Source organism: Pseudomonas marincola (genome assembly GCF_900682675.2).
GTDB lineage: Bacteria > Pseudomonadota > Gammaproteobacteria > Pseudomonadales > Pseudomonadaceae > Aquipseudomonas > Aquipseudomonas marincola.
This window is the reverse complement of record NZ_LR215729.2, coordinates 980,879-1,007,630: the sequence shown is the minus strand read 5'-3', so window position 1 is coordinate 1,007,630 and position 26,752 is coordinate 980,879. Positions and strand designations below refer to the sequence as shown.

Genomic DNA, 26,752 nt, shown 5'->3' with positions numbered 1-26,752 from the left:
TGGTAATGCTGAGCCGTTCAGGCCACATTTTTTAAGGATTGAAGACTTTGCGGCGCAATACACTGCAGCACCCGACACGGCTGGTACCGCTGACTTTTCTCGCCGCAATCGCGCTGGGCACACTGGTATTGATGCTGCCGGTCTCGCATACCGACAACCTCAGCGTGCCGCTGCTCACGGCCTTGTTCACAGCCGTTTCGGCGGTTTGTGTGACCGGGCTGAGCGTGGTGGATACCGCTGTTTATTGGTCTGGCTTTGGTCAGGCCGTGATCCTGATTCTGTTCCAGATTGGCGGCTTGGGCATCATGACCGGCGCTACATTGCTGGGCATGCTGGTGAGCAACCGCATGCAACTCAGCCAGCGCCTGATCGCGCAAAGTGAAATCCGCTCACTGGGCCTTGGCGATGTAGTCGATGTGCTGAAGATGATCCTGATCGTCACCGTCAGCGTCGAGTTGGTGGTCGCCGTGATACTCACCATAGACCTGCACTTCAGTTACAACGAACCCTGGCTTACCGCGCTGTGGAATGGGGTTTTCCACTCCGTTTCGGCATTCAACAACGCAGGTTTCTCGACCTATTCAGACAGCCTCATGCGCTTCGAGTCCAGCCCCGTTGTGGTGCTGAGCATTACCTCCTCGCTGCTGATTGGCGGCCTGGGTTTTCCGGTATTGCTGGAAATATTCCGTCAGGGCAGCCAAACCAAAACATGGTCGATCCATACGCGCATCACCCTGATCGGCACAGCTATCCTTTTGATCGGCGGCACCGTGGCGATTCTGGCCTATGAATGGAGCAACCCGAACACTCTTGGCCCGCTGAGTTGGTGGGACAAATTTCTCGGCGCGTTCTTCCACTCGGCAACCGCGCGTACTGCAGGCTTCAACACCCTGGACATTGGCGAAATGCACGCCGTGACGCTGGTGGTCAATTATGTGCTGATGTTCATTGGCGGCGGCAGCGCAGGCACGGCGGGCGGGATCAAGGTCACCACTTTCTTCTTGCTGCTGTTCGTGGTCTGGGCCGAGATTCGCGGCAACGCGGACACCACTGCATTCAATCGCCGCATTGCTTATGAAACCCAGCGTCAGGCGCTGGCGATTGTGCTGCTGAGCGCCGCAGTGGTGTCAGTTGCGACGATCATTTTGCTCAGCGTCACATCTTTCCAATTGCAGGACGTGTTGTTTGAAACCATTTCGGCCTTCGCTACGGTCGGTATGACCACCGGCATCACCCCAGACTTGCCGCCCTCTGGCCAGCTGGTGATTATCGTGCTGATGTTCATCGGCCGCGTTGGCACCATCACCGTGGCGGCAGCGCTGGCGTTGCGCTCAAGCACCACACCTTACCGCTACCCGGAGGAACGTCCCCTTGTTGGATAAACTGTTCTCGACCAAACACAGCGACAGCTTTGCCGTCATCGGCCTCGGCCGTTTTGGTTCCGCCGTAGCTGAATCCCTGATTGCCCTCGGCCATGATGTGCTGGGTATCGATCAGGATGAAGAGCACGTGCAGCGTTGGTCCGACCGGCTGACGCATGTGGTGCAAACCGACAGTACTAATATCGACGCTCTGCGCCAACTCGGGCTGGGTGACTTTCAGCATGTGGTGGTCGGGATTGGCAGCGATCTTGAAGCCAGCGTGCTGACGGTTCTGGCGCTGCATGAGCTGGGCGTCAAAGACATCTGGGCCAAGGCCATGAGCAATCGCCACGGGCACATTCTTGAGCGTACTGGCGCCGATCATGTGGTTTACCCGGAAGCGGCAATGGGCTCACGCGTGGCGCATTTGGTGACCGGCAAGATGTTCGAATTCATCGAGTTCGACGACGGTTTTGCCCTGGCCACCACTGGCGCGCCGCCGGAGACGATTGGCAAGACGCTGGCCGAGTCCGACATTCGCGCCAAGTACGACGTGACAGTCATCGGCATCAAGCGCCCACGCAGTGATTTCGTCTACGCCGTGCCTGAAACCGTGGTCAATCAGGGCGATCAACTGGTGATAGCTGGCGCAACGCCGCTGCTTGAGCACTTTGCCGGCCTGACCTGAATCAGACTAGAGCGCCAGGAGCAGCTTGCAGGAAAGAGCTAACGGTTTGAGCCGCCGCGCTGACTTTATGAGTCGATCCAACGCGCGGCATCACACAGGCTCTCACCGGATTGCAGTAGAGCGCAGGCTCAGCACTCAGGTGATTCGGCGTTCAGCTTTGCTTCCAGCGCTCGACGGCGTCCTGATCGCTGCAACGCCCTTCGACCCAGCGCGGGCCTTCGCTGGTGTCTTCTTTCTTCCAGAACGGCGCGCGGGTTTTCAGGTAATCCATGATGAACGCGCAGGCATCAAAAGCGGCCTGACGGTGGGCGCTGGTGGTGCCGACAAAAACAATGGGCTCGCCCGGTTCCAGACGACCAATGCGGTGGATAATTTCGATGTTGATCAGCGGCCAGCGCTGACTGGCTTCATCGGCAATTTTGCCCAGCGACTTTTCAGTCATGCCGGGAAAGTGTTCAAGGAACATCCCTGCCACCTCACGGCCTTCATTGAAGTCACGCACGTAACCAACAAAGCTCACCACCGCACCGATGCCGACGTTGCTGGCGTGCAGGGCATTGAGTTCCACGCCCGGGTCAAATGTCGCCTGCTGAACTCGAATCGCCATGTTCAACCTCCGGTTACGGTCGGGAAGAACGCAACCTCGTCGCCCTCCTCCAGTGGCTCGTCCAGGCTGCACAATTCCTGATTGCGTGCGCACATCAGATTCTGCTCGCCAAGCACGTCCCATACGCCGCCACGGGCCAGCAAGAACAGGCGCAATTGATCAACCGTGGTGAACTCACCGCTGTCTCGCAACTGTTCGCCATCCAAACCGAGGGCCTCACGGTAGCGTGCAAAATACTGCACCCGAATCATGCCGAAGCTCCTTCATCGTCTGCCTTGAAATGGCCGCTCTTGCCGCCAAGTTTCTCCAGCAACCGCACATTCTCGATGGTCATGCCACGATCAACTGCCTTGCACATGTCGTAGATGGTCAGCGCGGCAACACTGGCAGCGGTCAGTGCTTCCATCTCGACGCCGGTCTGCCCGGTGAGCTTGCAGCGCGCCTGAATGCGCACGGTGTCGGCGCCTTCGGCCGTCAGCTCCACCTTGACGCTGGTGAGCATCAACGGGTGGCATAGCGGAATCAGATCAGAGGTTTTCTTGGCCGCCTGAATACCCGCAATCCGGGCGACAGCGAATACATCACCTTTGGGATGGTCGCCTTCAACGATCATCTGCAGGGTTTGCGGGCGCATACGCACACGCGCTTCGGCAACGGCTTCGCGCACGGTTTGCGACTTGTCGCTGACATCAACCATGTTGGCGCGGCCTTGGGAGTCGAGATGGGTTAGCACGGTCTTGCTCCATACGGGTGTAGCCCGATTGTAAACCCGCGAGTCAGGTTTAAGCATCCTCCTCTGCACGCAAACAGCCCGACATTGCGTCGGGCTGATGGTTAATGCAGATGAAACAACGGGGTTCAGCGTTACATATTGCCTTCGGCGTATTCCGCCAACAGCGAACGCGGCACGCCTTGCAAGGTGATGTGCACGCCGTGGGAGAAGTCTTTGAAGCGCTCCGTGAGGTAAGTCAGGCCCGAGCTCGGGGCGGACAGGTATGGGGTATCAATCTGCGCCAGGTTACCCAGGCAGATTACCTTGGAACCCGCACCGGCACGCGTGATGATGGTTTTCATCTGGTGCGGCGTAAGGTTCTGGCATTCGTCGATCAGAATCAGGCTTTGCTGGAAGCTGCGCCCGCGAATGTAGTTGAGTGATTTGAACTGCAGCGGGACTTTTTGCAGGATGTAGTCGACGCTGCCGTGGGTGTTCTCATCGTCCATGTGCAGGGCTTCGAGGTTGTCGGTGATGGCGCCCAGCCAAGGCTCCATTTTCTCGGCCTCGGTGCCAGGCAGAAAGCCGATTTCCTGATCCAGCCCCTGCACGCTACGGGTGGCGATAATGCGCCGGTAGCGCTTGCTGACCATGGTCTGCTCAATTGCCGCCGCCAGCGCCAGGATGGTTTTACCGGAACCGGCTGCACCGGTCAGGTTGACCAGATGAATATCCGGATCAAGCAGCGCGTAAAGCGCCAGCGCCTGATGAATATCACGCGGACGCAGGCCCCATGCTTCCTGATGCATCAGCGGTTCCTGATGCAGGTCAAGAATCAGCATCTCGCCGTCTTCGACACCCTTGATCCAGCCGACGAAGCCTTGCTCATCAACAATGAATTCATTGATATGCACAAACGGCAAACTGTCGGTGAGCTGCACACGGTGCCAGGTACGACCGTGATCCTGACGCGTCTCAACCTTGCTCACGCCATCCCAGAACGAGCCTTCCACGCTGTGATAACCCTTGGGCAGCAGCGAGATGTCGTCAACCAGTTGGTCGGTGTGATAGTCCTCGGATTCAAGGCCGCAGCCGCGAGCCTTGAGGCGCATGTTGATGTCTTTGGTGACCAGCACCACATTGAAGCCGGGCCGACGCGTTTTCAGCTCGACCAGCTGGTTGATGATTTTGTTGTCGTTGAGGTCTTCCGGCAGCCAGGTAACCGGCGTCGCGCTCTTGCTCATGAGAATCGACAGGAAACCGCAGGCGCCACTCTTTTCGCGTTCGATCGGAACGCCGTGTTCTATCTGTTCAGGTGAAGCACTACCGAGAATTTTGTCGATCAAACGAATCGCCTGACGGCACTCGGCCGCCACACCCTGCTTGCCAGTTTTAAGCTTGTCCAACTCCTCCAGAACAGTCATGGGAATTGCAACGTGGTGCTCTTCAAAATTGAGCAGCGCGTTGGGGTCGTGAATCAGCACATTGGTGTCGAGAGCGTAGAGGGTTGGAGCGGTGGGCTTGATGCGTCCGTGGTCATCCATACTCGTTCACCTTCTGGTAGAAGCCAAGCAACGGCGCTGGGTTTGCGCTGCGTTGCACAGGGCCGCCAAACTTCTCAGGGGGCGGCTGAGAAGACTGCAAGCAAGGTGAGGGCCAAAAGTCGCCACCTGTCTGCAGGGTTCGGCGTCCCTTTCTTGATACTCCAAAAAACATGACAGTTAAACGACATTTCACTTTTTTTAAGTTTATTTGTCGACTCGACGAATAGCGCTTGGCGATACGCTGCAGCATGGGTAAAGTCGATAGTCCACCCTCTGCAAAAACAGCTCAAAAATCATCATTTTTACGCTGTTCGTTGCGCCAGTTCACAGCTTCTCAATTTCGCCGATCTTCTCCCGTCACGCTTCACAGCGGTTGACCTCCAACGTCACGTGCACCAACTCCTTGATCCCCGCCAACTGAGCCTTGTAGTCATCGGCTGAAGCCTCGCCATGGGTCACCACGCTGATGATGCAGGCGTACTGCGCACGGCCGACTCGCCACAGGTGCAAATCGCTGATCTGGGTGTCCGGTTGTTGCGCCACTATGGTGCGAATTCGCGCCACAACAGGGCTGTCCATCTCACGATCGAGCAGCACTTTGGCGGTTTCAATCAGCAAGCCCTTGGCCCAGATGGCGATGATCACTGAGCCGATAACGCCCATCAGCGGATCGAGCCAGTTCCAGCCAAACAACAAGCCGCCAGCCAGCGCCGCAATCGCCGCAATGGAGGTCAGCGCGTCGGCCAGCACGTGAATAAATGCGGCATGCCGATTGAGATCACGCCCACGCTCGCCGTGATCGTGATCGTGATCGTGATCGTGATCGTGATGAGCATGACTGTGACCATGGCCGTGGTCATGCACATGGTCCTGATCGCGCAGCATCCAGGCCGACACCAGGTTCACCAAAAGGCCGATCACCGCCACCAGCAAGGCCATATCGAAGGCAATCTGCTGCGGATGCCAGAGCCGCAACAGTGACTCAAATGCCAGCATGGCCACCACTACAACCAGCAACACCGCACTGGCAAACCCCGCGAGGACCTCAACCTTGAACGTGCCGAAGGCGAAGCGCGGGTCGTGGGCGTATTTGCGCGCCAGAAAATAAGCCAGCGCCGTCATGCCCAGCGCCACCATGTGCGACGCCATGTGCCATCCGTCGGCCAACAGCGCCATGGAGTTGTACAGGTAACCCGCGACAATCTCCACCAGCATGGTGATGCCTGTGAGCGCTGCAACACGCCACGCCTGTTGCTCTGCATGGGTTTCCAGCGGGCGGTAGTTATGGTCGGGTTCCCAGCGCGCGTGATCACAGTCGTTCATAGCTACTCGCTTCGATGATTGAGGCCGCAAAAACTCGGCGCTTCGAGACCGATAAGATTAAACCATCGGCGTTATAGGTGGAGCCCAACCCCCGACTCGGCCTAAAATCGCGGCCAAGACAGATTAGGAGCAGATTTTATGTTGTTGGTGATTTCCCCGGCTAAAACCCTCGATTACGAGACGCCTTCGGTAACCAAGCGTTTTACCCTGCCAGAGCACCTCGACCATGCTCAAGACCTGATCACCCAACTGCGCGACTTCTCGCCCCAGCAGATCGCCGAGTTGATGCACCTCTCCGACAAGCTCGCGGGTCTCAATGCCGCACGCTTCGGCAGCTGGACGCCAAATTTCACCACTGAAAACGCTAAGCAAGCCTTGCTCGCGTTCAAGGGTGATGTTTACACCGGCCTCAATGCCGAAGATTTTGCCGAAGCAGATTTCGACTTCGCACAACAGCACCTGCGCATGCTTTCCGGCCTGTATGGCGTGCTGCGTCCGCTCGACCTGATGCAGCCCTATCGCCTGGAAATGGGCACCAAACTGGCCAATCCGCGCGGCAAGGATCTTTACGCATTCTGGGGCGAGCGTATCAGCGGTTGGTTGAATCAAGCGCTGGCCGAGCAAGGCGATGACGTGTTGCTCAATCTGGCTTCCAATGAGTACTTCGGCGCGGTGAAGCGTAAGGCGCTGAATGCCCGCATCATCAATACCGAATTCCGCGATTTGAAAAATGATCAGTACAAGATCATCAGTTTCTACGCCAAAAAAGCCCGTGGCCTGATGGCGCGCTACGTGATCAAGGAGCGGCTTCGCGACCCGCAGGGCCTCAAGGATTTCAATTATCAGGGCTACGCTTATTCGTCAGAGCGTTCAACGCCGGACAATCTGGTGTTCCTGCGCGATCAGGCGCCCGAGTAAACGTCAGACAATGCTACGGCGCCGCAAAAGCGCCGTTAGCCTCACGCCTTGTGTAGTAGGATAAATACACGCTCTCTCACAAGGCGAAAGACCATGCTTTACGGCTCGATTCTGGTGCTCAGCTGGTTAATCCTGCTGATCCGCTACCCCAGCAAAGCGTTGCCCATCACGTTGATAGCCCTGGTCGGTCTGGGCATCGTTGCCGGCGTTGTGGTCTGGCAAGAAAGCCGCGAAAACCGCCACCTGGCCAATCTCGAATTGCGCCTCAGCTATGATCCTCAGCGCTGCCCTGCCGATCGGCCGCTGGCTATAGAACTGACCAACTCAAGCAGCGCCGTGCTCACCGAACTGCAATGGCAAGTGGCGGCTTATCGTCCAGGCGACAGCGTCGATCTGGCTCAGGGCCTGTACGAAGCGCCGCGCTACAGCGGGCCAGGCGACTTGCAGCCCGGCGCCAGCTGGCAACACTGCATGCCACTGCCGAGCTTGCGCAGTGGCTATCGGCCCAGCAGCCTCGAGTTCAGGGCGCAACGTGTTCAAGGCAGTTTCGTGCAGTAAGGCCGCGAACATCTTCGAACAAGCAGGCAATCAAGGTTTATCCAGCCATTTGCAAACGGTACGCTGGGCACAGGGAAGCTGAACTGGCATATTCAACACCTGCCATAACAACGATAAGGATGCCGCATGACCCAGCCAGTAGCCCTGATAACCGGATGTTCCAGTGGTATTGGTCGTGCTTTGGCGGATGCCTATGGCAACGCCGGCTATAGCGTCTGGGCAACGGCTCGCAAAGCGGCGGATCTGGAGGCTCTATGCGCAGCCGGATTCAACGCCGTCGAACTGGATGTGAATGACGCCAACGCCATCGCCCAATTAGCGGCGCGCCTCGAGACGCAGGCGGGCGGCCTCGATGTATTGATCAACAACGCCGGCTACGGCGCCATGGGCCCGCTGCTCGATGGCGGCGCAGAGGCCATGCGCCGGCAGTTTGAAACCAACGTATTCTCGCTGATCGAAATCACCCGCGCGCTGTTCCCGCTGCTGCGCCAACGCAAAGGCCTGGTGATCAATATCGGCAGCGTTTCTGGCGTGTTGGTAACCCCGTTTGCAGGAACCTACTGCGCCTCGAAAGCGGCAGTGCACGCGCTGTCCGACGCCCTGCGTCTTGAGCTTGCGCCCTTCTCGATTAACGTCATGGAAGTGCAGCCGGGGGCGATTGCTTCAAGCTTCGGCGCCAATGCCAGCCGCGAGGCTGAACAACTGATCAGCGAAGGCTCGCCGTGGTGGCCGCTGCGCGAGGGGATTCGCGCCCGCGCCAACGCCTCACAAGACAATCCGACACCGGCCACAGACGTAGCCCGGGATATTCTGGCTGCCAGCCAACGCGCCAATCCGCCACGTTTGCTGCGCCTCGGCAATGGCAGCCGGGCTCTGCCGCTGCTGGCCGCGCTGTTACCCAAGAACCTGCTGGAGCATGCTTTGAAGAAACGCTTCGGTCTCAATAGGCAATTATCATGAAGACTTCTATCGAGCGCGTACCCTCGATGATCCACTACGCCGTGGGCGGTGTGATCGCGGCATTCGGCTTCAACCTGATGGCGCGCCTGTTGCTCAAGCTCGGCGGTTTTCCGGCCACGCTGGTGGCGGCGTTCCTGACCGGTTTGCTGCTGCTCATCGCGTTTCGCTGGATGCATCGCCGGCCGATGAACTGGAAAGAGCGCCTGCGTTTGGTGCTGTGCTACGCGGGGATTTTAGGCGGCCTGTATATCGGCCTGTTCGCCATGATGATGCTCAAGGAGTCACCGGGCCTTGGCGGTCAGGTACTGTTCGTCGCGCATTACCTGATCTACCCGATTGCGCTGATCATCTGCATCTCGCCGCACTGGTCACGTCTGTTTCGCCGCAAGAAGACCACACCGGCTAAATAGCCATCGACTTGGGCGATCAATTCGCTGATCGCCCAACCGACTTAGCGCTACTGCTGTCCGCCAGCGGCTTGCAATGCTGGCGCTACGCGCGGTTTGCGGAACACCAGAATATTACCGAGCATGACCAGCACCAGCCCGCATAGCGCCGGCGCTGTCCATTGGTAGCCCTCGACGAACACCGAAATATTCAACGCGACCACGGGGAACAGCACCGTGCAATACGCGGCGCGTTCAGGGCCCATGCGCCCGACCAATGTCAGGTAAGCGGTAAAGCCGATCACCGAACCGGGAATCGCCAGATACAGCAGTGTGCCGATATAGCGGGTGTTCCACTCGAAAGCGAACGGCGTACCGCTCACCACGCAAATGGCCACCAAAAACAGCGCGCCGTAGAACATGCCCCACGCATTGGTGGTCATCGGCCGCAAGCCAGCTTTCTGCTGCAAACTTGAGAGCATGTTGCCCGCCGAAAAACACAGCGTGCCAATCACTGCCAGGCCAATCCCCAACAGTGTTTCGCGGCTGGCTTCGTGGCCGGATAGTTCGGGCCAGAACAGCAACGCCAACCCGCTCAAACCCAGCGCACCTCCGAGCAGCACGTTACTGGCAATCTTCTGCTTGAAGAACACCCGCGCATTCAGCGCATTCCACAGCGTGGCGGTGGAGAAAATCACGGACACCAGCCCACTGGGAATCCATTGGCTGGCGGTGTAGAAACACATGAAATTAATGCAGAACAAGCACAAACCCTGTGCAGCGCACACCAGATGGGCGCGGCCATGCATTTTTTGCAGGCGTCGGCTTAACAGTAAAATCGCAAACAACACGGCGGCAGCCAAGCCAAAGCGATAGGCGATGGAGGCAGGGATAGCCACCACGCCCAGTTGCAGTTTCAGGGCGATCCAGGTTGTGCCCCAAATCAGCACAGTCATCAGGTACAGCGAAATATTCATTACCCAGCTCCCATTCAATGCGCCAATTCTGCGCTGAGAGCGGTGGCTGCGCTTGCACAAACTTGCGCACTTGTGAGCGGATCACCCGGCCTGGCAATTAGCAAAATCTTGCGCTTTTTAGCCGCTGGGGGCTGGCAGACCCGCATTGGCGGCGTAGCATAGTGGCGATTGGGCACCCCGAATAACCGGCCAGCACACCATTGGCGCCGCCGTTTCGGGCAGCCTCCCAGGAAAGCGTATGCCACCCATAGAACAACTCCACGTATTTCAGAGCATGAACAGCTCGCCCAATGCCCGTCTGCATCACACTGCAGAGTTGGGTGACGGGCTGTCGGCTGCGATCTGGAGTAACCATCACGACACCCGCAGCTATCTTGCGCCGAGCCATCACACGCTGTCGTGCTATCTGGCCGGTGGCACTGGCACTTTCCGCGCCGAGCGGCCGGACCAAAAAGGCGCGCCGGGCAAGCTTTGTGTGATGCCCGCTGAACACCAATCGTCCTGGGTAATCAACGGCGAGATTCAACTGGCGCACCTGTACATCAGCCAGGAGCAATTCGCCCTTGCTGCCGTGCGCACGCTCGACCGCGAACCGCGCGAGCTGCAATTGCGTGAATCCACCTTTGTCGATGATCCGGATCAGGCCGAACGCTTTCGCCAACTGACCCAACTCAACTGGGATGAGCCAGCCGAGCGATTGCTCACCAGCAGCCTCGCCCACAGCATGCTCAGCCATGCATTGCTGTCACAAGTCGGCCGCCGTGAAGGCCTGCAATTACGCGGCGGTCTGGCACCTGCGCACCGCAAGCGTCTGCGCGACTATATCCAGGCCAATCTGGATCAACCGCTGACGCTGGGCCATCTGGCGGGATTGTGCGCGCTTTCCGAGTACCACTTTGCGCGCATGTTCAACTTGAGCTTTGGCTTACCGCCGCATCGTTATGTGCTCAACCAACGCCTGCAACATGCGCAATTCCTGCTGCGCAGCAGCGCTCTGGAGTTTGCTGAAATAGCCCTGGCGTGTGGCTTTTCCAGTGCCAGTCATTTCAGCAATCGCTTTCGTCAGGCATTCAATGCCACGCCGAGCCAATACCGCCAAAGCGTCGCCGGCAACTCGCTGGCGCGTTAATTACCTGCAAATAACAGGCATCGGCACCGATTGCAGCGATTTCGTCTGCTGATCGCCGCAAGCCTTCCCAGCTGTGTCAAAATCGTCTGCTTTCCTCTTGTTTAAGTGTTGGCATGTCGACAGTGAATGCTGACTAGGGTTAACAGCACGATGAGCCAGAATGCGCCGTCCCTGGATACTGCCGGACTGTTGGAGGAGCGTCTTGAAGGCGTCTCCCCTCGCGCGGTGCTGTCGCTTGGCAGCCACGTGCGCGTGCACTTCGATGCGCGCAAGGCCCGTATGCAGGAACAGACCCAGCACCGTGCTGCGCTGGCATTCGACTATCAGGGCCATCTGGCCTTCGGCAAAGCCCCTAAAGACCTGATCGTAAAACGCCCTGGTGAAATCCCGCTGCGCATAATCCGCAACCCGCAAGCGGAAGCGGCGATGCGCCAACACCTGCTCGACTGCGGTTTGAAAATATCGCTGCGCCAGAGCGAAGCGCTGGGCGACCATCCCGGCGAACACTTCGAGCTGGGCAATGAAGGCGCCTGGCTGACATTCACAAAACAGCATCTGCCCGAACTGCGTGAGGCCGGCTGGCTGATCGAAATGGACGACGACTTCTACTTCAACCTCAGCGAGATTGAAGATTGGTACGCCGACATCGAGCAGGCACCCGAACATGACTGGTTCGATCTGGAGTTGGGCATCGAGGTTGAAGGCCAGCGCATCAGCTTGCTGCCAATTCTGCTGCAGGCAATTCGCAAGAATCCCAACCTGCTCAATGGCGAAGCACTGGCCCTGCGCCGCGACGATGAAATGCTGCTGGTGACCCTGCCCCAGAACAAGCAACGCGTGGCGCTGCCCTTTTCACGGCTGAAGCCGCTGCTGGCGACGCTCGGTGAATTGTTCTTTCGCGAACCGGGCGAAACCAGCCAATCCTTGCGCCTGCCGCGAGCCGACGCCGCGCGCCTGATTGCACTCGAACAAGGCCCGGCAATTCACTGGCAAGGCGGCGAGCAACTGCGCGGCTTTGCCCAGCGCTTGCAGGCCTACAGCGACAAAACCGTAAGCCCGCCCGAAGGCTTGCAAGCGCAACTGCGGCCCTATCAGGTACATGGCTTGGCCTGGATGCAGGCGCTTGCCGAATTAGAGGTAGGCGGAGTGTTGGCCGATGACATGGGCCTGGGCAAGACCGTGCAGACGCTGGCGCATATCCTCTGCGAAAAGCAGGCCGGGCGTTTGCAGCAGCCCGCGCTGATCATCATGCCGACCAGCCTGATTCCCAACTGGCAGGACGAAGCTGAGCGCTTCACTCCGCAACTGAAAGTGCTGGCCTTGCATGGCATCAAGCGGCGCAATCAGTTCAAGCACATCGGCGAGTACGACATTATTCTGAGCACCTATGCCCTGCTCCCGCGCGACCTCAAAATGCTCGGCGCGCACAGCTATCATCTGGTGATTCTGGATGAAGCGCAGAACATCAAGAACCCGCGCAGCAAGGCCGCTCAAGCCGCCTCCCAACTGAAAACCGCACGCCGTCTGTGCCTGACCGGCACGCCGCTGGAAAATCACCTTGGCGAGCTTTGGTCGCTGTTCAACTTTCTGATGCCGGGCTGGCTGGGCGACAGCAAAAGCTTCAATCACGACTACCGCACGCCAATTGAAAAGAACGCCAACAGCCAGCGTTTGGCGCATTTGCACGGACGAATCAAACCGTTCGTGCTGCGCCGCAAGAAAGAACAAGTCGCCACCGAGTTGCCCGCCAAAACCGAAATCACCCAGTGGGTCGACCTGACGCCGACTCAGCGCGATCGCTACGAAACCCTGCGTCTGGTGATGGATAAAAAGGTCCGCGATGAAATCGCCCGGCTGGGTCTGGCGCGCAGCCAGATAGTCATTCTCGAAGCGCTGCTGCGCTTGCGTCAGGCCTGTTGCGATCTGCGTTTGCTGGGCGATGAGTCCAGCACGTTGAAAGCCTCGGACTCAGGCAAGCTGACCTCATTGCTGAACATGCTTGAGGAGCTGACGCAGGAAGGTCGCCGCGTGCTGCTGTTCTCGCAATTCACCTCAATGCTCGACCTGATCGCCTCTGAGCTGAAGGAACGCGGCATCAGCTACGGCAAACTGACCGGCGCCACCCAAGACCGACGCTCGCCGGTGCATGACTTTCAGGCTGGTGAGTTCTCGGTGTTTCTGATCAGCCTCAAGGCCGGTGGCGTTGGCCTCAACCTGACGGCCGCCGATACCGTTATCCACTTCGACCCGTGGTGGAATCCGGCAGCCGAAGCACAGGCCAGCGACCGCGCCTACCGGATCGGCCAAGAAAAGCCGGTGTTCGTCTACAAGATGATCAGCCGTGGCACCGTCGAAGAGAAAATCCAGTTGTTGCAGCACACCAAGGCCAATCTGGCCCGTGGCGTACTTGAAGGCGGCAGCCTGGAGCAGTGGCAGATCAGCGAAGAGGATCTGGCGGCATTGTTCGCCCCACTCGACAAATAAGCGCTGTTAGCCGCTGGCAGCACTCGGCGACTGAGTGCTGCCAAACAGCCGATGATTAATGGCTCTCGGCTTTATCCTTGACCACATCACCGGTGGCGTCGATCGGCTTGCTCGACGGGTAGCGGTAAGACGCATAGCGCACTGCAAGCACCGACAAGGCCAGCAGGAATATGCCACCGCAGGCATAAACCAAACCCACGTCCGGCGCCTTGTGATGCGATACATCGCCAATCAGATAACGCGTCAGCGCGGTGATCGCCACATACAGCAGAAAGCGAATTGGCAAGTGATTGGTCTTGAAGTAAATCCCGACCATCGCCCCCAGTTCCAGATAGATAAACAACAGCAGCACGCCATCGACACTGGCGTGGCCTTTTTCGAGCATCTCCATAAAGGCAATGATCGACGCCCACGCCGTGACGCCACCGATGGCAAACAGCCCGATGTAGTGGAACCCTTCGACCAGCAGATTACCGATCGAATTTGCGCCTTTGTGCATTTGCTGCCTGGTGTTATCCACCCATTTCATAGCCACTTCCTTAACGTTTAACCGACCCGCGTGCAGGCCAAAATACAGCTCAGGACACCCGCAACTTCGGGGCGAACCGGTGATTATGGGGCGCGAAAATATTGCTGAATTATTGCGCGCATAATGCCGTGAAAGCATTACATTTACTACGCAGCGCGGCCCCTGACGACACAATAATTAGCCGCGTTGAGCACGACCATCCGGGGAATTCGTGCTTCACTGAAATGCCAGTAATCGGCAGCCACACTCAACATTTCGCTCTGACATCAAGTTTGGCCCGATTAGCACCGATAAGTAATCAACGCTCACGGTTTTGTGCAGCACGGCATGATTGCTGCTGTTCAAAACCGCTGGAATTCTTTAAGCTACAAGTACTGTATATATAAACAGCTAAAGAGTCTGCAAAACACACCGCGCCAGCCGCGGGCTTTTGCAGAACTCCTGAATGTAATTAATCAGCGTGAAGGTAGAGGTGATGAATGGCCGTCGAAGTGGTGTACCGCAGCAGTCGAGATCTGGAGCGTTTATTCATGGATAAAGCAGAAGCTGACCGTCATGACAAAATGCTTGAACTGGCAGAGCTGCTGACAGACGTGCTGCAAAAGGCCGTTCCGACCCTGAATGAACAACAGGGCGAAGAACTGGGCATTTTCATGGCCAAGAATCGCGATATTTTCGCCAAAGCCTTCAAGAACCAACCGGATGCCCTCAACGATCTGGACAAGGAACCGCAAGCCGCCGAGTAAGCTTCACCACGCTGATTATCCCGTGGTTGCAGTCATGCGCCATGGGGTAGCGTGGGCGGTTATGCGGCCATCGCCAGCACCTGCCCAAGTGACTCGACGATAAGGCTGGCACCCGCCAGTACCAGCAAAGCAAACACCAGCCAGCGAACCGTGCGCAGTGACAGGCGCGGCGGGTAGCGCCGCATAAGTACACTTACCAGCAGCACCAGCGGTAGTGCCTCAAGGCTCAGCCAGATCACTTGCATGTGCAACTGCCCTTGGGCAATCACCAAGCCCAGACGCGTTGCCGAGTTGGCCGCAAACACGGTGATCAGCGTGTTGCGGATGACCTCATAAGCCAGTGGCTGGCGATAGAGGTGATACACCAGCGGCGGCCCGCCACTCGAGAACAGCCCGTTAAGCAGCCCGCATAGAGCGCCTGAAACCCAGAAAGCGGGTTGCCCGGAAAGACGTTCACGGGGCTTGCTCTGCACCACCAACAGCAAACTGGCGATGATAATTACGCAGCCCAGCAAGAGCCGCAGCCAGGCCATTTGCGCCTCATCCAGCGCACCCAAGCCCCACATACCCACACTCACACCCAACAAACTGCTCAGCAGAACCGGCATCAGGACGCTGCGATCAAGTGCAGGTTTAGGGCCGCCCAGTGTCGCCAGCGCATTGGCAACGGTTAGAAAACTGATGACCACGGCCACATCGGCGAGTGAAATAATATTGAGGGTGGCAACCATCCCCAGCAGGATCAAGCCGAAGGCAAACCCTGTGAGGTTCTGTGCCAGCGTGGCAAGTAACACACAGCCCAGAAACATCAGGTGCACTTGCACACTCATGGCTTCACGCCCACTTTCAACCTCACCCCATCCAATGAACAGCCAACAGTATCAGAGTCGCCAGGAACACGGTCTCACTGACCAGCAATGTAGCCGGGCGCCAGCCTACCTCAAGCAACGACTTCAGCGATGTCTTCATGCCCAGCGCAGCAATTGCAGTGACCAGGCACCAGCTTGAAACACTCACAGCGAACTCACGGATGGCCGGTGTTGCCACGCCACTGCTGTTGATGGCCACAAATATCACGAAAAAGATGATGAATAACGGCAGCGGTAAAGCCGCTCGCGGGCCATCGCTGCGTTTGCGCAACATCAGCGACAGGCTGAACACAATCGGCACCAGCATGGCCACACGCAGCAGCTTGACCACCGTTGCGGTATCGCCCGTTTCATCCGACATGCTGTAGCCAGCCCCAACGACTTGCGCAACATCGTGAATCGTCGCGCCAAGGAAAACCCCGGCCTGCCGTGCATCGAGTCCGAGCCACTGCGCGATGGGCGGATAAATGATCATGGCAATGGTGCTCAGCGCCGTCACGCTGATCACTGTGAAGATGATGTTGCGCTCGCTGTTTTTGTCCTGCGGCAACACCGCCGAAATCGCCAGCGCAGCGGAAGCCCCGCAAATGCCCACGCTGCCGCCACTCAAAATACCGAAGTCACGCGACTGCCCGAGCATACGGGCCAATACCACGCCAAAGGTCATGGTCAAAAACACCCCACCGACTACCACTGCCAGCAAGGTGCCGCCCAGCGACATGATCTGCTCCAGGGTTATACGCATCCCCAGCAGCGCAACGCCTATGCGCAAGATCGTGCTGGAGGTGAAACGGATTCCGGCAACAGCGCGGCCCTCCTCCGAAAGAAACCCCAGCGCCATGCCCAACAGCAACGCCATCAGCATCACAGGTGCACCGTAATGCTCGGACAGGAACGAGGCACTGACACCGACTACTGCCGAAATAATCAGGCCGGGCATAACCACTTTGCACTTCTGTACCCGCCGTACCAGCCACGAATCGGTATTGCCGGGTTGCGACTCTGCCGGGACCGCAACCGGTGGAATCGTGTGGTGTTGTTTTATTGTCATGGTTGGCACCTACACCTTTGTTTCATCACGTGCCACCGATGCTAGTGAAACCCGGGCCGACTCATTAGGGCCACTGAGCCGCCTTGTTAGGGGCCAATCCGACTGGCCCCATAGCCCCTCGCAGCTGGCGCTAAGTGAATCCGTACAAGCCGCATATTCTGTGCGTTGGCGAGTTTCACACTGGCCCCACTAAAGCACGCGGAGCGGTTCACAGCAGGAGGGAAAAATGGCCCTGAGCAACCTTGAGTTGACGCGCATGAGTGAGTGCCTGCGCAACCATTGGCAACGCGCCAATCCGCGCTTCGCAACCGGCAACGATCCGCGTAGCAGTGACAACATGCTGCTATTGCTGCTTTATGGAAGCCTGCATAAAGCAGCCGGTTATGGTTGGCAAAATGCCGGGCGCACCCTCATCGACAAAACCTACTTGCGAATCCTCACGCAGTGCACGCAACTGGATATGCAGGGCTTAAGCGCCGATGAACTTGCCGCTCGGCTCGATGGTTTTATTCGCCGGGAAATCGCCCCGCGCTGGGCAACACTGAGCCAAAGCGCTGCCGAGAAAGGACCTGAACTGGCGCAGCAGCTAATTGTGAGCGCCAGTGATGCCTTGTTTGATGGCAGCGATGAGTGCCGTGCGACCAGCCAGATTCTCTTCTATCTATGCCCGAGACTGCCGATACTGCCCAATCATCCGCAACCCGTGGCACAGGCCGACCTATTGCGCGAGCTGCCGATATTCGCACGCCCACAAAGTTTTGCCGGTGATGCGCAACAGCAAGTACTTATTCGTCAGTTGATAGAAAGCAGTGACTGGTGGCCGCGGCGGGTATTAAGCGCTTGGCATCTGCATGCACAAACAGCCCCAATGCCCGCCTGAGTTCTGCGATTAAGCGCCGGGTTGCAGCAATCGCGCTCGATCCTCAGCGCTGTACTGAACCGCACCCAACGCAATTCTGCCGTCCAGCGCCTGACGGATCTGCTCGGTTTCCGCCTCGCTGAACGCCCCACACAACTCGATCAATTGCACGTGATGCGTCAGCAGTTCGAGCGCCACCATCACCGCCTGCTCAACATCGGCCACCCCGCACAGGGTCGCCGAGAAAGCGTCCGACTCAAGCTTGCCGTTATGGGTCATGAAATCCATGCCCGGGGCCTTGAAAATGAATGCGTAACGTTGCACTGCCATAGCAACTCTCCGTTGAAGTGTGACTAAACCGCCAGCGCCCGCTCAGGCGTTTGCGCACAGTAATCAATAAAAATGGATGACAGCGCGCATGAGGCAAGTCGCGCCTCCAGAGGATCAGCGCGCGATGTCAGAATAATCGGCACCTTGGCGCCCAGCACCAGGCCTGCGGCCGTGGCGCTCATGAAATAAACCATCTGTTTGAACAGAAAGTTACCCGATTCAAGATTTGGCACCAGCAGAATATCGGCGTTGCCACAGACTTGCCCGGCAATGCCCTTGATCTTCGCGGCCTCGGCCGATATTGCATTATCAAAGCCCAACGGGCCCTCAATCCGCGCGCCGCTGATCGCGCCGATAGCCGCCAATTTGGTCAACTCTGCGGCATCCTGACTCGACGGCATGCTGCTGCTCACCTCTTCAGTTCCGGAGAGGATTGCCATCCGCGGCGACTCATACCCCAGCGCATGCATCAGCTGGATTGCATTGCGGGCGATGTGCACCTTGTCGATGATTGAAGGCTGCACGTTAATCACCGCATCGGTAATCGACAGAGCCTTGTCACTGCCCGGTAAAGTCATGTGGAAAACATGACTGAGACGGCTGGCGGTGCGCAGTCCTGCATCGCGTTTAAGCACCGCACGCAACAAAGTGTCGGTGTGCAGATGACCTTTCATCAACGCACTCGCTTCACCCTTGCCGGCCAGTGCGCAACTGATCGCGGCACTCTCGGCCTCATCCGCCGCGGCTATCAGCCGTATGCCATTAAGATCCCAATCGAGTTGCTCGGCCAATCCACGCATCTGCTGGATATCACCCACCAGAACCGGATCGATCAAGCCCTCATCAAAGGCTTGCTTGGCGCTGCCCAACGTCAGCAGATTGACCGGGTTGACCACCGCGGTTACCACCTGGGGCAAAGCCTTGGCCCGATTGAGCAAAAAAGCCGGGCACTCGCGTGCTGTCGTGCTCAACATCATTCACCTCCCATTTGCTCGTTGGCGATACTGCAACGGCGCCCAAAGGCGCCGCTGCAGGGTGCTTGTACAGGCCGCCAGGGCTTATACGTAATCCTTGTATTTCTCAAGGAAACGCACCGGCTTGGACAACGCATCACGGCGGAACGGGTCACCGAGTTCGCGGGTACACATGATTTCAATAACCGTGGTTTTGCCTGCCTTCTGTGCCTCACAAGCAGCCTTCAACGCCGGCCCGATATCTTCCAGACGATCAACCGTGACACCCTCTGCGCCCATTGAGCGGGCGATGCCGGCAAAGCTCTGGTTCTCCAGATCGCCAGCAACAAAACGACGGTTGTAGAAGTCGACCTGGTTCTTCTTCTCCGCGCCCCACTGACGGTTATGGAAGACGATAGAAGTCACCGGAATGTTCTCGCGAACACAGGTCATGATTTCCATCATCGACATGCCCCACGCGCCGTCACCGGCGTAGGAGATAGCGGTACGATGCGGTGCGGCAACCTTGGCGCCGATAATGGTTGGCAGCGCGTAACCACAGTTACCGAAGCTCATTGCAGCAAAGAACGAACGTGGCTGCTCAAAGCGCAGGTAGCTGTTGGATACCGAGTTGATGTTGCCGATATCGGTCGAGACCATGGCATCCGCCGGCATGGCTTTTTCCAGCTCACGCAGGACCTGACGCGGGTGCAGATAGTTGCCGTCTTCGCCGTTCTGCTCGTTGATCATGTCGAGCGAATATTCATCCTTCTCGTGAACCCAGGCAGTCAGTTCGGCTTCCCAGTTCGCCTTCTCCATGGCGATTTCTTCTGCGCGTGCACCTTTGTTCTCAAGGCACAGCACATCCAGATTCTGCAGGCGGCCCAGCAGGTTTACCGCAGCAGCCTTGGCATCCCCGCAGATCCCTACCGAGATCTTCTTGACCAGACCGAGCATCTTCGGATCGCAATCGATCTGAATCACCTTGGCCTGCTTCGGCCAGTAATCCATGCCGTGCTGCGGCAGCGTACCGAATGGTCCAAGGCGTGTGCCCAGAGCCAGTACCACGTCTGCACGGGACAGCAACTTCATGCCGGCTTTCGAGCCTTGATAACCCAGCGGGCCGCACCACAGTTGATGGCTGGCCGGGAATGAGTCGTTGTGCAGGTAGCTGTTCACCACCGGCGCGCCCAGGTATTCGGCCAGCGCCTTGCACTCTTCAACGGCATCGCCCATGACCACACCGCCACCGGAAATGATCACCGGATTTTTCGCCGATGCGAGCAGCGCAGCCGCTTCTGCGAGGCTGTTTTCACCGCCCGCGCTGCGCTCAATGCGAATTGGCGTTGGGATATCAACGTTAATGTCGCCGTAGAAGAAGTCGCGCGGAATGTTCAGCTGAGTCGGGCCGTTTTCCTGCATGGCGCGGTCAAAGCAACGCGCTGTCAGTTCAGCCATGCGCGCCGGGTTGGCAACGTGGCCTTGGTACTTGGTGATGGTTTCAAAGAACGGCAGCTGTTGAGCTTCCTGAAAGCCGCCAAGCCCCTGACTCATTGAACCGGTTTCCGGAGTGATGACCACAACCGGGCTGTGCGCCCAGTAGGCAGCGGCAATAGCGGTGACAAAGTTGGTGATACCCGGGCCGTTCTGGGCGATGCACACACCGTGGCGGCCACTCACTCGCGAATAACCGTCGGCCATATGGCCGGCGCCTTGCTCGTGCACAACCGGGATAAAACGGATGCCGGCTGGGGCAAAAATATCCATTGCGTCCATGAACGCCGAACCCATGATGCCGAAAATATCGGTTACGCCATTGGCGACCATGGTTTCAACTAAAGCCTCGCTAGGTGTCATGCGTGCCATATCGACTTTCCTCTCAGAACTTAGGTGTACGACGGCCAAGCCGCCGGTTGATCGGGGCTTAGCCGCAGAGCGGCATCGGCGCACAGGGATAGCCGAGAGCCTCGGCAGGTTCAGGGCAGCCACGCTGCCCTGCTTGAATACTCAGGTGCTCCAACACCCAACCCGAAACGGCAGCTGGACCACCAACTGGCACCACGAAGGCACCTTGGGCGGTGTGACTGGACGTAGTCGAACAGACTTTCTGCATGTCGATCTCTCCCGTTGTTTTTGTGATGGAGCACCGGCAACCCAGTAAGAACCTGCGCTGTCGAGCCTATGCAGTTCCAACTGGACTGGACCTAGAGTAGGAGCCTGAGAGACGCAGCCGATAGAACCAGTTGCGGGCCAGTTGTTGCGCCAGTGGCCGTACGACTTTTTAACGCGCGCAGGAAATCACCCCGCAGGCATTAGCCTGCGGTGTAGGCAAGATGGCCCACTGCTGTGGGCCCGGAAGAGGGCTTTAGCTCAGTTGCTCAATCAGCTCGGCGAGGATTTTGATACCTGGTCGGATTCGCTCAGCGGCAATCGAGGAATAGCCAAGCCGGAAATAATTCAGCGGCGGGCGTTCACCATAGAAATGAATATCACCTGGCTCTATTAACACGCCCTGTTTGGCAGCCTGTTTCTGCAGCTCGCGGGCGTCCAATCCATCAGGGCCTTTGACCCAATAGCAGGAGCCACCAAAGCTCGGCTCGCGCGACGAATCCGGCAAATACTCACGTAATGCATCGCCCATTTGCTGATGACGATCCTGATAAGCGCGCATCAGGCTCATGATCAACGCATCGTGATAACCACGCTCAAGGAACAACGCCACCGAGCGTTGATTGTTTGCCGCTGGATGGCGCACCATCAGCCGGCGCAACGCACGCGCCTGACGAATAAGCGGCTCCGGGCCCACCAGATAACCGACGCGCAAGCCTGGAGCGAGGGTTTTTGAAAGGCTGCCGACATACAAAACCCGATCGTTCTTATCCAGACTCTTGAGCGCCGGAATCGGATTGGCCTTGAAGTTGGTTTCGCTTTCGTAATCATCCTCGATGATTAAAAAGTCATGTTCGTTGGCCCGGCGCAACAACTCATAACGCCGGTCCAGCGGCATGGTCACCGTGCTCGGGCATTGATGGCTGGGCGTGGTGTAAACCAGGTCGCAATCATTGAGCTGTTCACTGAGTACCAAACCCTGCGCATCCACAGCCAGTGGCTGCAGCCGCGACGGGTTGAGCATGGCGATATTGCGAATATCCATGTAGCCGGGGTCTTCGACGCCCATCAGGCTATCGGGGCGCAACAATAAACGCGCCAGCATATACAACGCGTGCTGCGCGCCGACGGTGACCAGAATTTGCTCGGGCGAGGCCCAAACGCCACGACGCGGCAGCAAGCGCGTGCGAATTTGCTCCATCAGCAGCGGATCATCGTCATCGAAACGGTCCGATGCCCAATCACGAATGGCCGGAATACTAACGGCATCGCGACAACACTCCCGCCAGTTGGCAGTCGGGAACAGTACCGGGTCAAACTGCCCGTAGATGAATGGATACTGGTACTTCTGCCAGTCGCGCGGCTTGCTCATGTTGCGCTGTTCGGTCGGCTTTACCACCAGCCGCGTGGACCAGTCTGGCGCACCATCAAATGTCGACTCGACCGGCACCCTCGCCGGCTCGACTTTGCGCGCCAGAATATCCGGGTTGACGTAATAACCGCTGCGTTCACGGGCGACCAGATAACCGTCATCAAGCAAATGCTCGTACGCCAGCACCACGGTATTGCGGGCGATATTCAACTGCTTGGCGAGTTTACGGCTGGAAGGCAGGGGGCTATCGAGCGGAATATTGCCGTTAAGAATGACCTGGGCAATTTGTTCACGTAACTGCTGCTGCAAGCCGGTCGGCTTGTCTGCGGACAAATGAAATAGATGAAACATATCGCGGCCTCAGCTGTAAGAACTGCACATGCTGGAACCCACATCGTCAGCCCAGCAACTCCACTTTGCCCATGCACCTCGGTGCGATGACTGCGCCGCAGACTAGCACCAACCGCCACTCAAGACTATTGGTCAGCCACCTCGGCATCAGCCGCATTTATGGACAAAACGCCAAAGCCGGGAGACCCGTTCACACAGGTCATCCCGGCTGATTAAACGCCTTTACTGAAGTTAAGCGCCGCCGCCCACTCGGGCCAGCGCGTTGTCCACGGCGGTGATGATCTGATCCAGTTCAGCCTGGCTCGCAATCAGCGCCGGGCTGAAGCACAGGGTGTTATTGAACTGTTCAAAGCTGCGATTGGTACGCCCGATAATGACGCCCTGGCGCATGCAATCTGCGGCGACGGCAATGGCCACGCTCTCTGCCACCGGCTCTTTGGTTTGCCGGTCCTTGACCAGTTCCAAGCCACAGAACAGCCCCTTGCCACGCACATCACCAATCAGCGGGTGCTTGTCTTGCAGCTCACGCAAACGGGCCATGAAGTACTCACCCATTTGCGTGACATTCTCGAGCAAACCCTCCTCTTCGATGATCTGCATGTTGGCCAGCGCCGCTGCCGGGCCGGCAGTGCAGCCGCCGAAAGTGCTGATATCACGGAAGTAGCCCATGCGGTCGTCAGCTTCGCCCTTGAACGACTCGAAAACCTCTTCGGTGGTCACGGTGCAAGAGATCGCTGCATAGCCACTGGCAACCCCTTTGGCCATGGTGACGATATCCGGCTTGATGCCGTAGTGCTGATAACCGAACCACTTGCCGGTGCGTCCGAGGCCACACACCACTTCATCAATGTGCAGAAGAATGTCGTATTTCTTGCAAATGGCCTGAATGGTTTCCCAGTAGCCAGCCGGCGGAGTAATCACCCCGCCACCCGCCGTAATGGGCTCAAGTACCACCGCGCCAACTGTGTCCGGGCCCTCGGCCAAGATCACTTTTTCCATTTCCAGTGCCGCGCGAACGCCGTAATCCGAGACATCACCGAACTGTGAGCGGTATTCGCAGCAATGCGGGAACTCGACGAACCCTGGAGTGAACGGGCCGTACTGGCTCTTGCGCTCAAACTGACCGGTCGAGCTCAACGCGGTGATGGTGGTCCCGTGATAATCACGCTCACGGAAGAGAATCTTGTGCTTCTTGCCGCCGTACTTCTTATGGGCAATCTGGCGAACAATTTTGTAGGCCTTCTCGTTGGCCTCAGAGCCTGAGTTCGAGTAATACACGCGGCTCATGCCGGGCATTTTCTCGATCAGTTTTTTGGCGAACAAGGCACCCGGAATGTTACCGGCCGAGCCTGCAAAGTAATTGAGCTTAACCAGTTGATCGCGCACCGCATCGGCAATCTTTTCACGGCCATAGCCAACGTTGACAGTCCACACGCCGCCCGACACTGCATCCAGGTATTCATTGCCATTGATGTCCCACACGCGCATGCCTTTGCCTTCAACAATGATCATCGGATCATTCTGTTCAAGCGGCTTGTGTTGGGTAATGTGGTGCCATACGTGACTGCGGTCACTGGCCAGCACTTCAGCTGCATCAATTTCATTCGTCATGGTGTTCATGCCAACCTCCAGCGTGGGACTTTGTAATTGTCGGCGGCCGGGGTGGAGATTCATGCGGCCGCGGTTATCCAGCGTCAGGCTGCGTTCTGTAAATGCAGGCTCAGCCTCTGGTGATGAAACTAGGAGCATGGCGCCAGCGCACATAGAACCAGTTTTTACCCAACTGAGGTGCCAGCGCCGCACAGGGGCGTTTCGCCGAGCCGTACTGGACCAATATGGCTGGCACCATTGGCCCTTCTGAGGCGCACAGAATCAATCAACCATGCAGACAAAGCGAACCACCACGGTGCGATACACGCATGATTGAAATCATCCTTAACGGCACCGCGCAGCAAGTGCCCGAAAACCTGAGCCTGCTCGAACTGCTGGAGTTGAACGGTCTGGTTGAACGACGTCTGGCTGTTGAACACAACCTGCAGGTTATTGCGCGCAGTGAGCTGGCCACACGGCGCCTGCAAAGCGGCGATCGCCTCGAAATAGTCCACGCCATCGGCGGCGGCTGATTCGGGCTTTGCGATAGCCGCAAGTAAGGATTTAATTCTGTTGATCAGGAGTGTTTATGACCCACGCAGCCGCAATAGCGGACCCGCTGATAATTGCCGGCCAGGCCTTTCAGTCGCGCTTACTGGTTGGTACTGGCCACTATGCAGACTTGGCTGAGACACAAGCCGCCGTGAATGCCAGCGGCGCGCAGATCGTCACCTTTGCTGTGCGCCGCAGCAACCTTGGCCAGAATGCTCAGGAACCGAATCTGCTCGATGCCATTGCGCCCGAAAAATTCACGCTCCTGCCCAACACCGCAGGCTGCTACACCGCCAAGGATGCCGTACGCACCTGCTTGCTGGCCCGCGAACTGCTTGATGGCCATGACTTGGTCAAACTCGAAGTTCTCGGTGATGAGCAAACACTCTACCCCGATATCGGCGAAACCCTGATTGCTGCGCGCCAACTGGTTGAGCTGGGTTTCAAGGTGATGGTTTACACCAGTGATGACCCGTTGGTAGCGCGGCGCCTGGAAGAACTGGGCTGCGTGGCAGTGATGCCATTGGGTGCGCCAATCGGCTCGGGACTGGGTATTCGCAACCCCTACAACATTCGCCTGATTGTCGAAAACGCCCATGTGCCGGTAATCGTTGACGCCGGCGTAGGCACGGCATCCGACGCGGCAATTGCCATGGAACTGGGCTGCGATGGCGTCCTGATGAATACCGCAATTGCCCGCGCACGCGAACCGATTCGCATGGCCTCGGCCATGCGTCAGGCCGTTAGCGCCGGACGAGAAGCGTATCAGGCCGGACGCATGCCGCGTCGTTTGAGCGCTGATGCATCGTCCCCGCTAAGCGGCTTGTTTATCTGAAGCCTGGGCACCGGCGCCCCCGCTGTTTCAGGCGCCGGTTGTTTGCGAGACAAACATCAAGGCCAGTTGCGCTGCTGCCGCCTGCATGTCTTCAATTCCATCAATCAAGTCATTCAGGCTCTTGCGCGCAGTCGGCGCATGACACGCCAGTGCGGCCACACAACGCCCCTGCGCATCGCGAATAGGCACAGCCACGGCGACCATCCCCGTCACAAATTCCTCACTGTCGATACCCACGCCCCGGCTGCGAATACGCTCAAGCTCGGCTTGCAGCAAACCCGTGTCGGTGATGGTGCGCGAGGTCTGCGCCAGCAATGGAATGCAGGTCAATAGTTGCTCACGATCTGCAACCGGCATTTCAGCCAGAAACAGCTTGCCGCTCGCCGTACAGTGCAGCGGAACATGCGTGCCAGGCTCGACATGCAGGCGCAGCGGTTCTGTGGTCTCGACCCGATCGATATAGATCACTTGCGAGCCATCCAGCGCAGTCAGATTGCAGGTTTCCCCCAGTTTGCGAACCAGCGATTCAAGAATCAGCCGATGGCGCTGCATAACCACACCATTGCGCAACAGGTGCAAACCAAGCTGCCCCGAACGCGGGCCGAGCAAATAGGACTTTTCGTCCTCTTCGCGCAGCAAGAACCCCAGCCGCTCCATCGCCTGCACCATCCTTAGCAATGTGGCCTTGGGCGTATCCAGACGATGACTCAGTTGCGCCAGCGACAAGGGTGAGTCGGACTGAGCGATGGCGTCGAGCAGCAACAAAGCCCGCAAGCTGCGATCTGGCGTAGCAGCGTCCAGCGCCTCATCTGCTTTTGATACGTTTCGTTCCATTTGCCATACCGCCTGTTAGTTGTGGCATGAAAATAACTCCATGATTATAAACAAAATATCTTACAGGCCAGTAAATACAAGGCCGTGGACTCAATCACAAGTCATTTCTGGCCCAACAACAATGA

At 57.8% G+C, this 26,752-nt stretch carries 28 protein-coding genes; 12 read left to right on the top strand and 16 right to left on the bottom strand.

What is annotated here, in order from left to right; translation table 11 throughout:
- The first annotated feature begins 47 nt into the window (after positions 1 to 47).
- Complete coding sequence (locus PMYSY11_RS04615; protein WP_090514220.1) at positions 48 to 1,382, top strand: TrkH family potassium uptake protein; 1,335 nt, start codon at positions 48 to 50, stop codon at positions 1,380 to 1,382.
- Entirely contained in the window at positions 1,372 to 2,049 is a 678-nt protein-coding gene (locus PMYSY11_RS04610) for a potassium channel family protein (protein WP_069901146.1), read from the top strand. Before PMYSY11_RS04615 ends, PMYSY11_RS04610 begins: the two co-directional genes overlap by 11 nt.
- A gap of 151 nt (positions 2,050 to 2,200) precedes the next feature.
- Here PMYSY11_RS04610 and moaE read toward each other — a convergent pair whose 3' ends face one another.
- The 5 genes from moaE to dmeF form a co-directional block, all read right to left on the bottom strand.
- Complete coding sequence (moaE, locus tag PMYSY11_RS04605; RefSeq protein WP_150548437.1) at positions 2,201 to 2,656, bottom strand: molybdopterin synthase catalytic subunit MoaE; 456 nt, start codon at positions 2,654 to 2,656, stop codon at positions 2,201 to 2,203.
- A gap of 2 nt (positions 2,657 to 2,658) precedes the next feature.
- On the bottom strand, positions 2,659 to 2,907 hold the full coding sequence (locus PMYSY11_RS04600) for a MoaD/ThiS family protein (RefSeq protein ID WP_069901143.1): 249 nt from the start codon (positions 2,905 to 2,907) through the stop codon (positions 2,659 to 2,661).
- Positions 2,904 to 3,389 (bottom strand): cyclic pyranopterin monophosphate synthase MoaC, encoded by a 486-nt coding sequence (gene moaC, locus PMYSY11_RS04595; RefSeq protein WP_150548436.1) that lies wholly within the window; start codon positions 3,387 to 3,389, stop codon positions 2,904 to 2,906. Before moaC ends, PMYSY11_RS04600 begins: the two co-directional genes overlap by 4 nt.
- 131 nt (positions 3,390 to 3,520) lie before the next feature.
- Positions 3,521 to 4,912, bottom strand: coding sequence for a PhoH family protein (locus PMYSY11_RS04590; RefSeq protein ID WP_069901139.1), 1,392 nt, complete (start codon positions 4,910 to 4,912; stop codon positions 3,521 to 3,523).
- A gap of 357 nt (positions 4,913 to 5,269) precedes the next feature.
- The gene (gene dmeF / locus PMYSY11_RS04585; protein WP_150548435.1) at positions 5,270 to 6,235 is read right to left on the bottom strand and encodes a CDF family Co(II)/Ni(II) efflux transporter DmeF; all 966 of its coding nucleotides are present in this window, start codon (positions 6,233 to 6,235) and stop codon (positions 5,270 to 5,272) included.
- A 138-nt stretch (positions 6,236 to 6,373) separates the two neighbouring features.
- Between dmeF and yaaA the strand changes: the two genes are divergently transcribed.
- From yaaA to PMYSY11_RS04565, 4 genes are all read left to right on the top strand, one after another.
- Entirely contained in the window at positions 6,374 to 7,153 is a 780-nt protein-coding gene (gene yaaA / locus PMYSY11_RS04580; RefSeq protein WP_150548434.1) for a peroxide stress protein YaaA, read from the top strand.
- A gap of 93 nt (positions 7,154 to 7,246) precedes the next feature.
- Complete coding sequence (locus PMYSY11_RS04575; RefSeq protein WP_150548433.1) at positions 7,247 to 7,711, top strand: multidrug transporter; 465 nt, start codon at positions 7,247 to 7,249, stop codon at positions 7,709 to 7,711.
- 126 nt (positions 7,712 to 7,837) lie between these two features.
- Positions 7,838 to 8,671, top strand: a complete 834-nt coding sequence (locus PMYSY11_RS04570) for an SDR family oxidoreductase (protein ID WP_150548432.1) — start codon at positions 7,838 to 7,840, stop codon at positions 8,669 to 8,671.
- Positions 8,668 to 9,081 carry a hypothetical protein gene (locus PMYSY11_RS04565; RefSeq protein WP_069901129.1) on the top strand — a complete coding sequence of 138 codons (414 nt, stop codon included), beginning with the start codon at positions 8,668 to 8,670 and terminating at the stop codon, positions 9,079 to 9,081. The genes PMYSY11_RS04570 and PMYSY11_RS04565 overlap by 4 nt, the downstream gene beginning before the upstream one ends.
- A gap of 47 nt (positions 9,082 to 9,128) precedes the next feature.
- On the opposite strand, the gene PMYSY11_RS04560 is transcribed toward PMYSY11_RS04565, so the two are convergent.
- A complete protein-coding gene (locus PMYSY11_RS04560; protein ID WP_150548431.1) occupies positions 9,129 to 10,034 on the bottom strand; it encodes a DMT family transporter in 906 nt (301 codons plus the stop codon).
- Positions 10,035 to 10,272: 238 nt separating this feature from the next.
- On the opposite strand from PMYSY11_RS04560, the gene PMYSY11_RS04555 reads away from it, so the two are divergent.
- Positions 10,273 to 11,163: a helix-turn-helix domain-containing protein gene (locus PMYSY11_RS04555; RefSeq protein ID WP_150548430.1), complete on the top strand. Its 891-nt coding sequence runs from the start codon at positions 10,273 to 10,275 to the stop codon at positions 11,161 to 11,163.
- A 150-nt stretch (positions 11,164 to 11,313) separates the two neighbouring features.
- Positions 11,314 to 13,647 carry a DEAD/DEAH box helicase gene (locus PMYSY11_RS04550; protein ID WP_239655534.1) on the top strand — a complete coding sequence of 778 codons (2,334 nt, stop codon included), beginning with the start codon at positions 11,314 to 11,316 and terminating at the stop codon, positions 13,645 to 13,647.
- Between the two features lie 55 nt (positions 13,648 to 13,702).
- Here the strand turns inward: PMYSY11_RS04550 and PMYSY11_RS04545 are convergent, their stop codons facing one another.
- A complete protein-coding gene (locus PMYSY11_RS04545) occupies positions 13,703 to 14,176 on the bottom strand; it encodes a phosphate-starvation-inducible protein PsiE (RefSeq protein WP_069901123.1) in 474 nt (157 codons plus the stop codon).
- 479 nt (positions 14,177 to 14,655) lie between these two features.
- On the opposite strand from PMYSY11_RS04545, the gene PMYSY11_RS04540 reads away from it, so the two are divergent.
- Positions 14,656 to 14,922 (top strand): YebG family protein, encoded by a 267-nt coding sequence (locus PMYSY11_RS04540; RefSeq protein WP_069901121.1) that lies wholly within the window; start codon positions 14,656 to 14,658, stop codon positions 14,920 to 14,922.
- 59 nt (positions 14,923 to 14,981) lie between these two features.
- Here PMYSY11_RS04540 and PMYSY11_RS04535 read toward each other — a convergent pair whose 3' ends face one another.
- Together PMYSY11_RS04535 and PMYSY11_RS04530 are read right to left on the bottom strand one after the other, a co-directional pair.
- The gene (locus tag PMYSY11_RS04535) at positions 14,982 to 15,752 is read right to left on the bottom strand and encodes a sulfite exporter TauE/SafE family protein (RefSeq protein WP_150548428.1); all 771 of its coding nucleotides are present in this window, start codon (positions 15,750 to 15,752) and stop codon (positions 14,982 to 14,984) included.
- Positions 15,753 to 15,774: 22 nt separating this feature from the next.
- Positions 15,775 to 16,731: a YeiH family protein gene (locus PMYSY11_RS04530; RefSeq protein WP_069901117.1), complete on the bottom strand. Its 957-nt coding sequence runs from the start codon at positions 16,729 to 16,731 to the stop codon at positions 15,775 to 15,777.
- A gap of 337 nt (positions 16,732 to 17,068) precedes the next feature.
- On the opposite strand from PMYSY11_RS04530, the gene PMYSY11_RS04525 reads away from it, so the two are divergent.
- On the top strand, positions 17,069 to 17,722 hold the full coding sequence (locus PMYSY11_RS04525; RefSeq protein ID WP_150548427.1) for a hypothetical protein: 654 nt from the start codon (positions 17,069 to 17,071) through the stop codon (positions 17,720 to 17,722).
- 9 nt (positions 17,723 to 17,731) lie between these two features.
- Here the strand turns inward: PMYSY11_RS04525 and PMYSY11_RS04520 are convergent, their stop codons facing one another.
- From PMYSY11_RS04520 to PMYSY11_RS04495, 6 genes are all read right to left on the bottom strand, one after another.
- Entirely contained in the window at positions 17,732 to 18,031 is a 300-nt protein-coding gene (locus PMYSY11_RS04520) for a DUF6506 family protein (RefSeq protein WP_150548426.1), read from the bottom strand.
- A gap of 23 nt (positions 18,032 to 18,054) precedes the next feature.
- Positions 18,055 to 19,005 (bottom strand): bifunctional enoyl-CoA hydratase/phosphate acetyltransferase, encoded by a 951-nt coding sequence (locus PMYSY11_RS04515; RefSeq protein WP_150548425.1) that lies wholly within the window; start codon positions 19,003 to 19,005, stop codon positions 18,055 to 18,057.
- 84 nt (positions 19,006 to 19,089) lie between these two features.
- Entirely contained in the window at positions 19,090 to 20,850 is a 1,761-nt protein-coding gene (gene xsc, locus PMYSY11_RS04510) for a sulfoacetaldehyde acetyltransferase (protein ID WP_069901109.1), read from the bottom strand.
- Between the two features lie 58 nt (positions 20,851 to 20,908).
- Positions 20,909 to 21,097, bottom strand: a complete 189-nt coding sequence (locus PMYSY11_RS04505) for a hypothetical protein (protein WP_150548424.1) — start codon at positions 21,095 to 21,097, stop codon at positions 20,909 to 20,911.
- A 252-nt stretch (positions 21,098 to 21,349) separates the two neighbouring features.
- On the bottom strand, positions 21,350 to 22,816 hold the full coding sequence (pdxR, locus tag PMYSY11_RS04500; protein ID WP_069901105.1) for a MocR-like pyridoxine biosynthesis transcription factor PdxR: 1,467 nt from the start codon (positions 22,814 to 22,816) through the stop codon (positions 21,350 to 21,352).
- Between the two features lie 231 nt (positions 22,817 to 23,047).
- A complete protein-coding gene (locus tag PMYSY11_RS04495) occupies positions 23,048 to 24,436 on the bottom strand; it encodes an aminotransferase family protein (protein ID WP_150548423.1) in 1,389 nt (462 codons plus the stop codon).
- A gap of 302 nt (positions 24,437 to 24,738) precedes the next feature.
- Here PMYSY11_RS04495 and thiS point away from each other — a divergent pair, with 302 nt between their 5' ends.
- Together thiS and PMYSY11_RS04485 are read left to right on the top strand one after the other, a co-directional pair.
- On the top strand, positions 24,739 to 24,939 hold the full coding sequence (gene thiS, locus PMYSY11_RS04490) for a sulfur carrier protein ThiS (RefSeq protein ID WP_069901280.1): 201 nt from the start codon (positions 24,739 to 24,741) through the stop codon (positions 24,937 to 24,939).
- A 56-nt stretch (positions 24,940 to 24,995) separates the two neighbouring features.
- A complete protein-coding gene (locus tag PMYSY11_RS04485; protein WP_069901101.1) occupies positions 24,996 to 25,793 on the top strand; it encodes a thiazole synthase in 798 nt (265 codons plus the stop codon).
- Positions 25,794 to 25,820: 27 nt separating this feature from the next.
- Here PMYSY11_RS04485 and PMYSY11_RS04480 read toward each other — a convergent pair whose 3' ends face one another.
- Positions 25,821 to 26,627 carry an IclR family transcriptional regulator gene (locus tag PMYSY11_RS04480; protein WP_150548422.1) on the bottom strand — a complete coding sequence of 269 codons (807 nt, stop codon included), beginning with the start codon at positions 26,625 to 26,627 and terminating at the stop codon, positions 25,821 to 25,823.
- Positions 26,628 to 26,752: the final 125 nt, after the last annotated feature.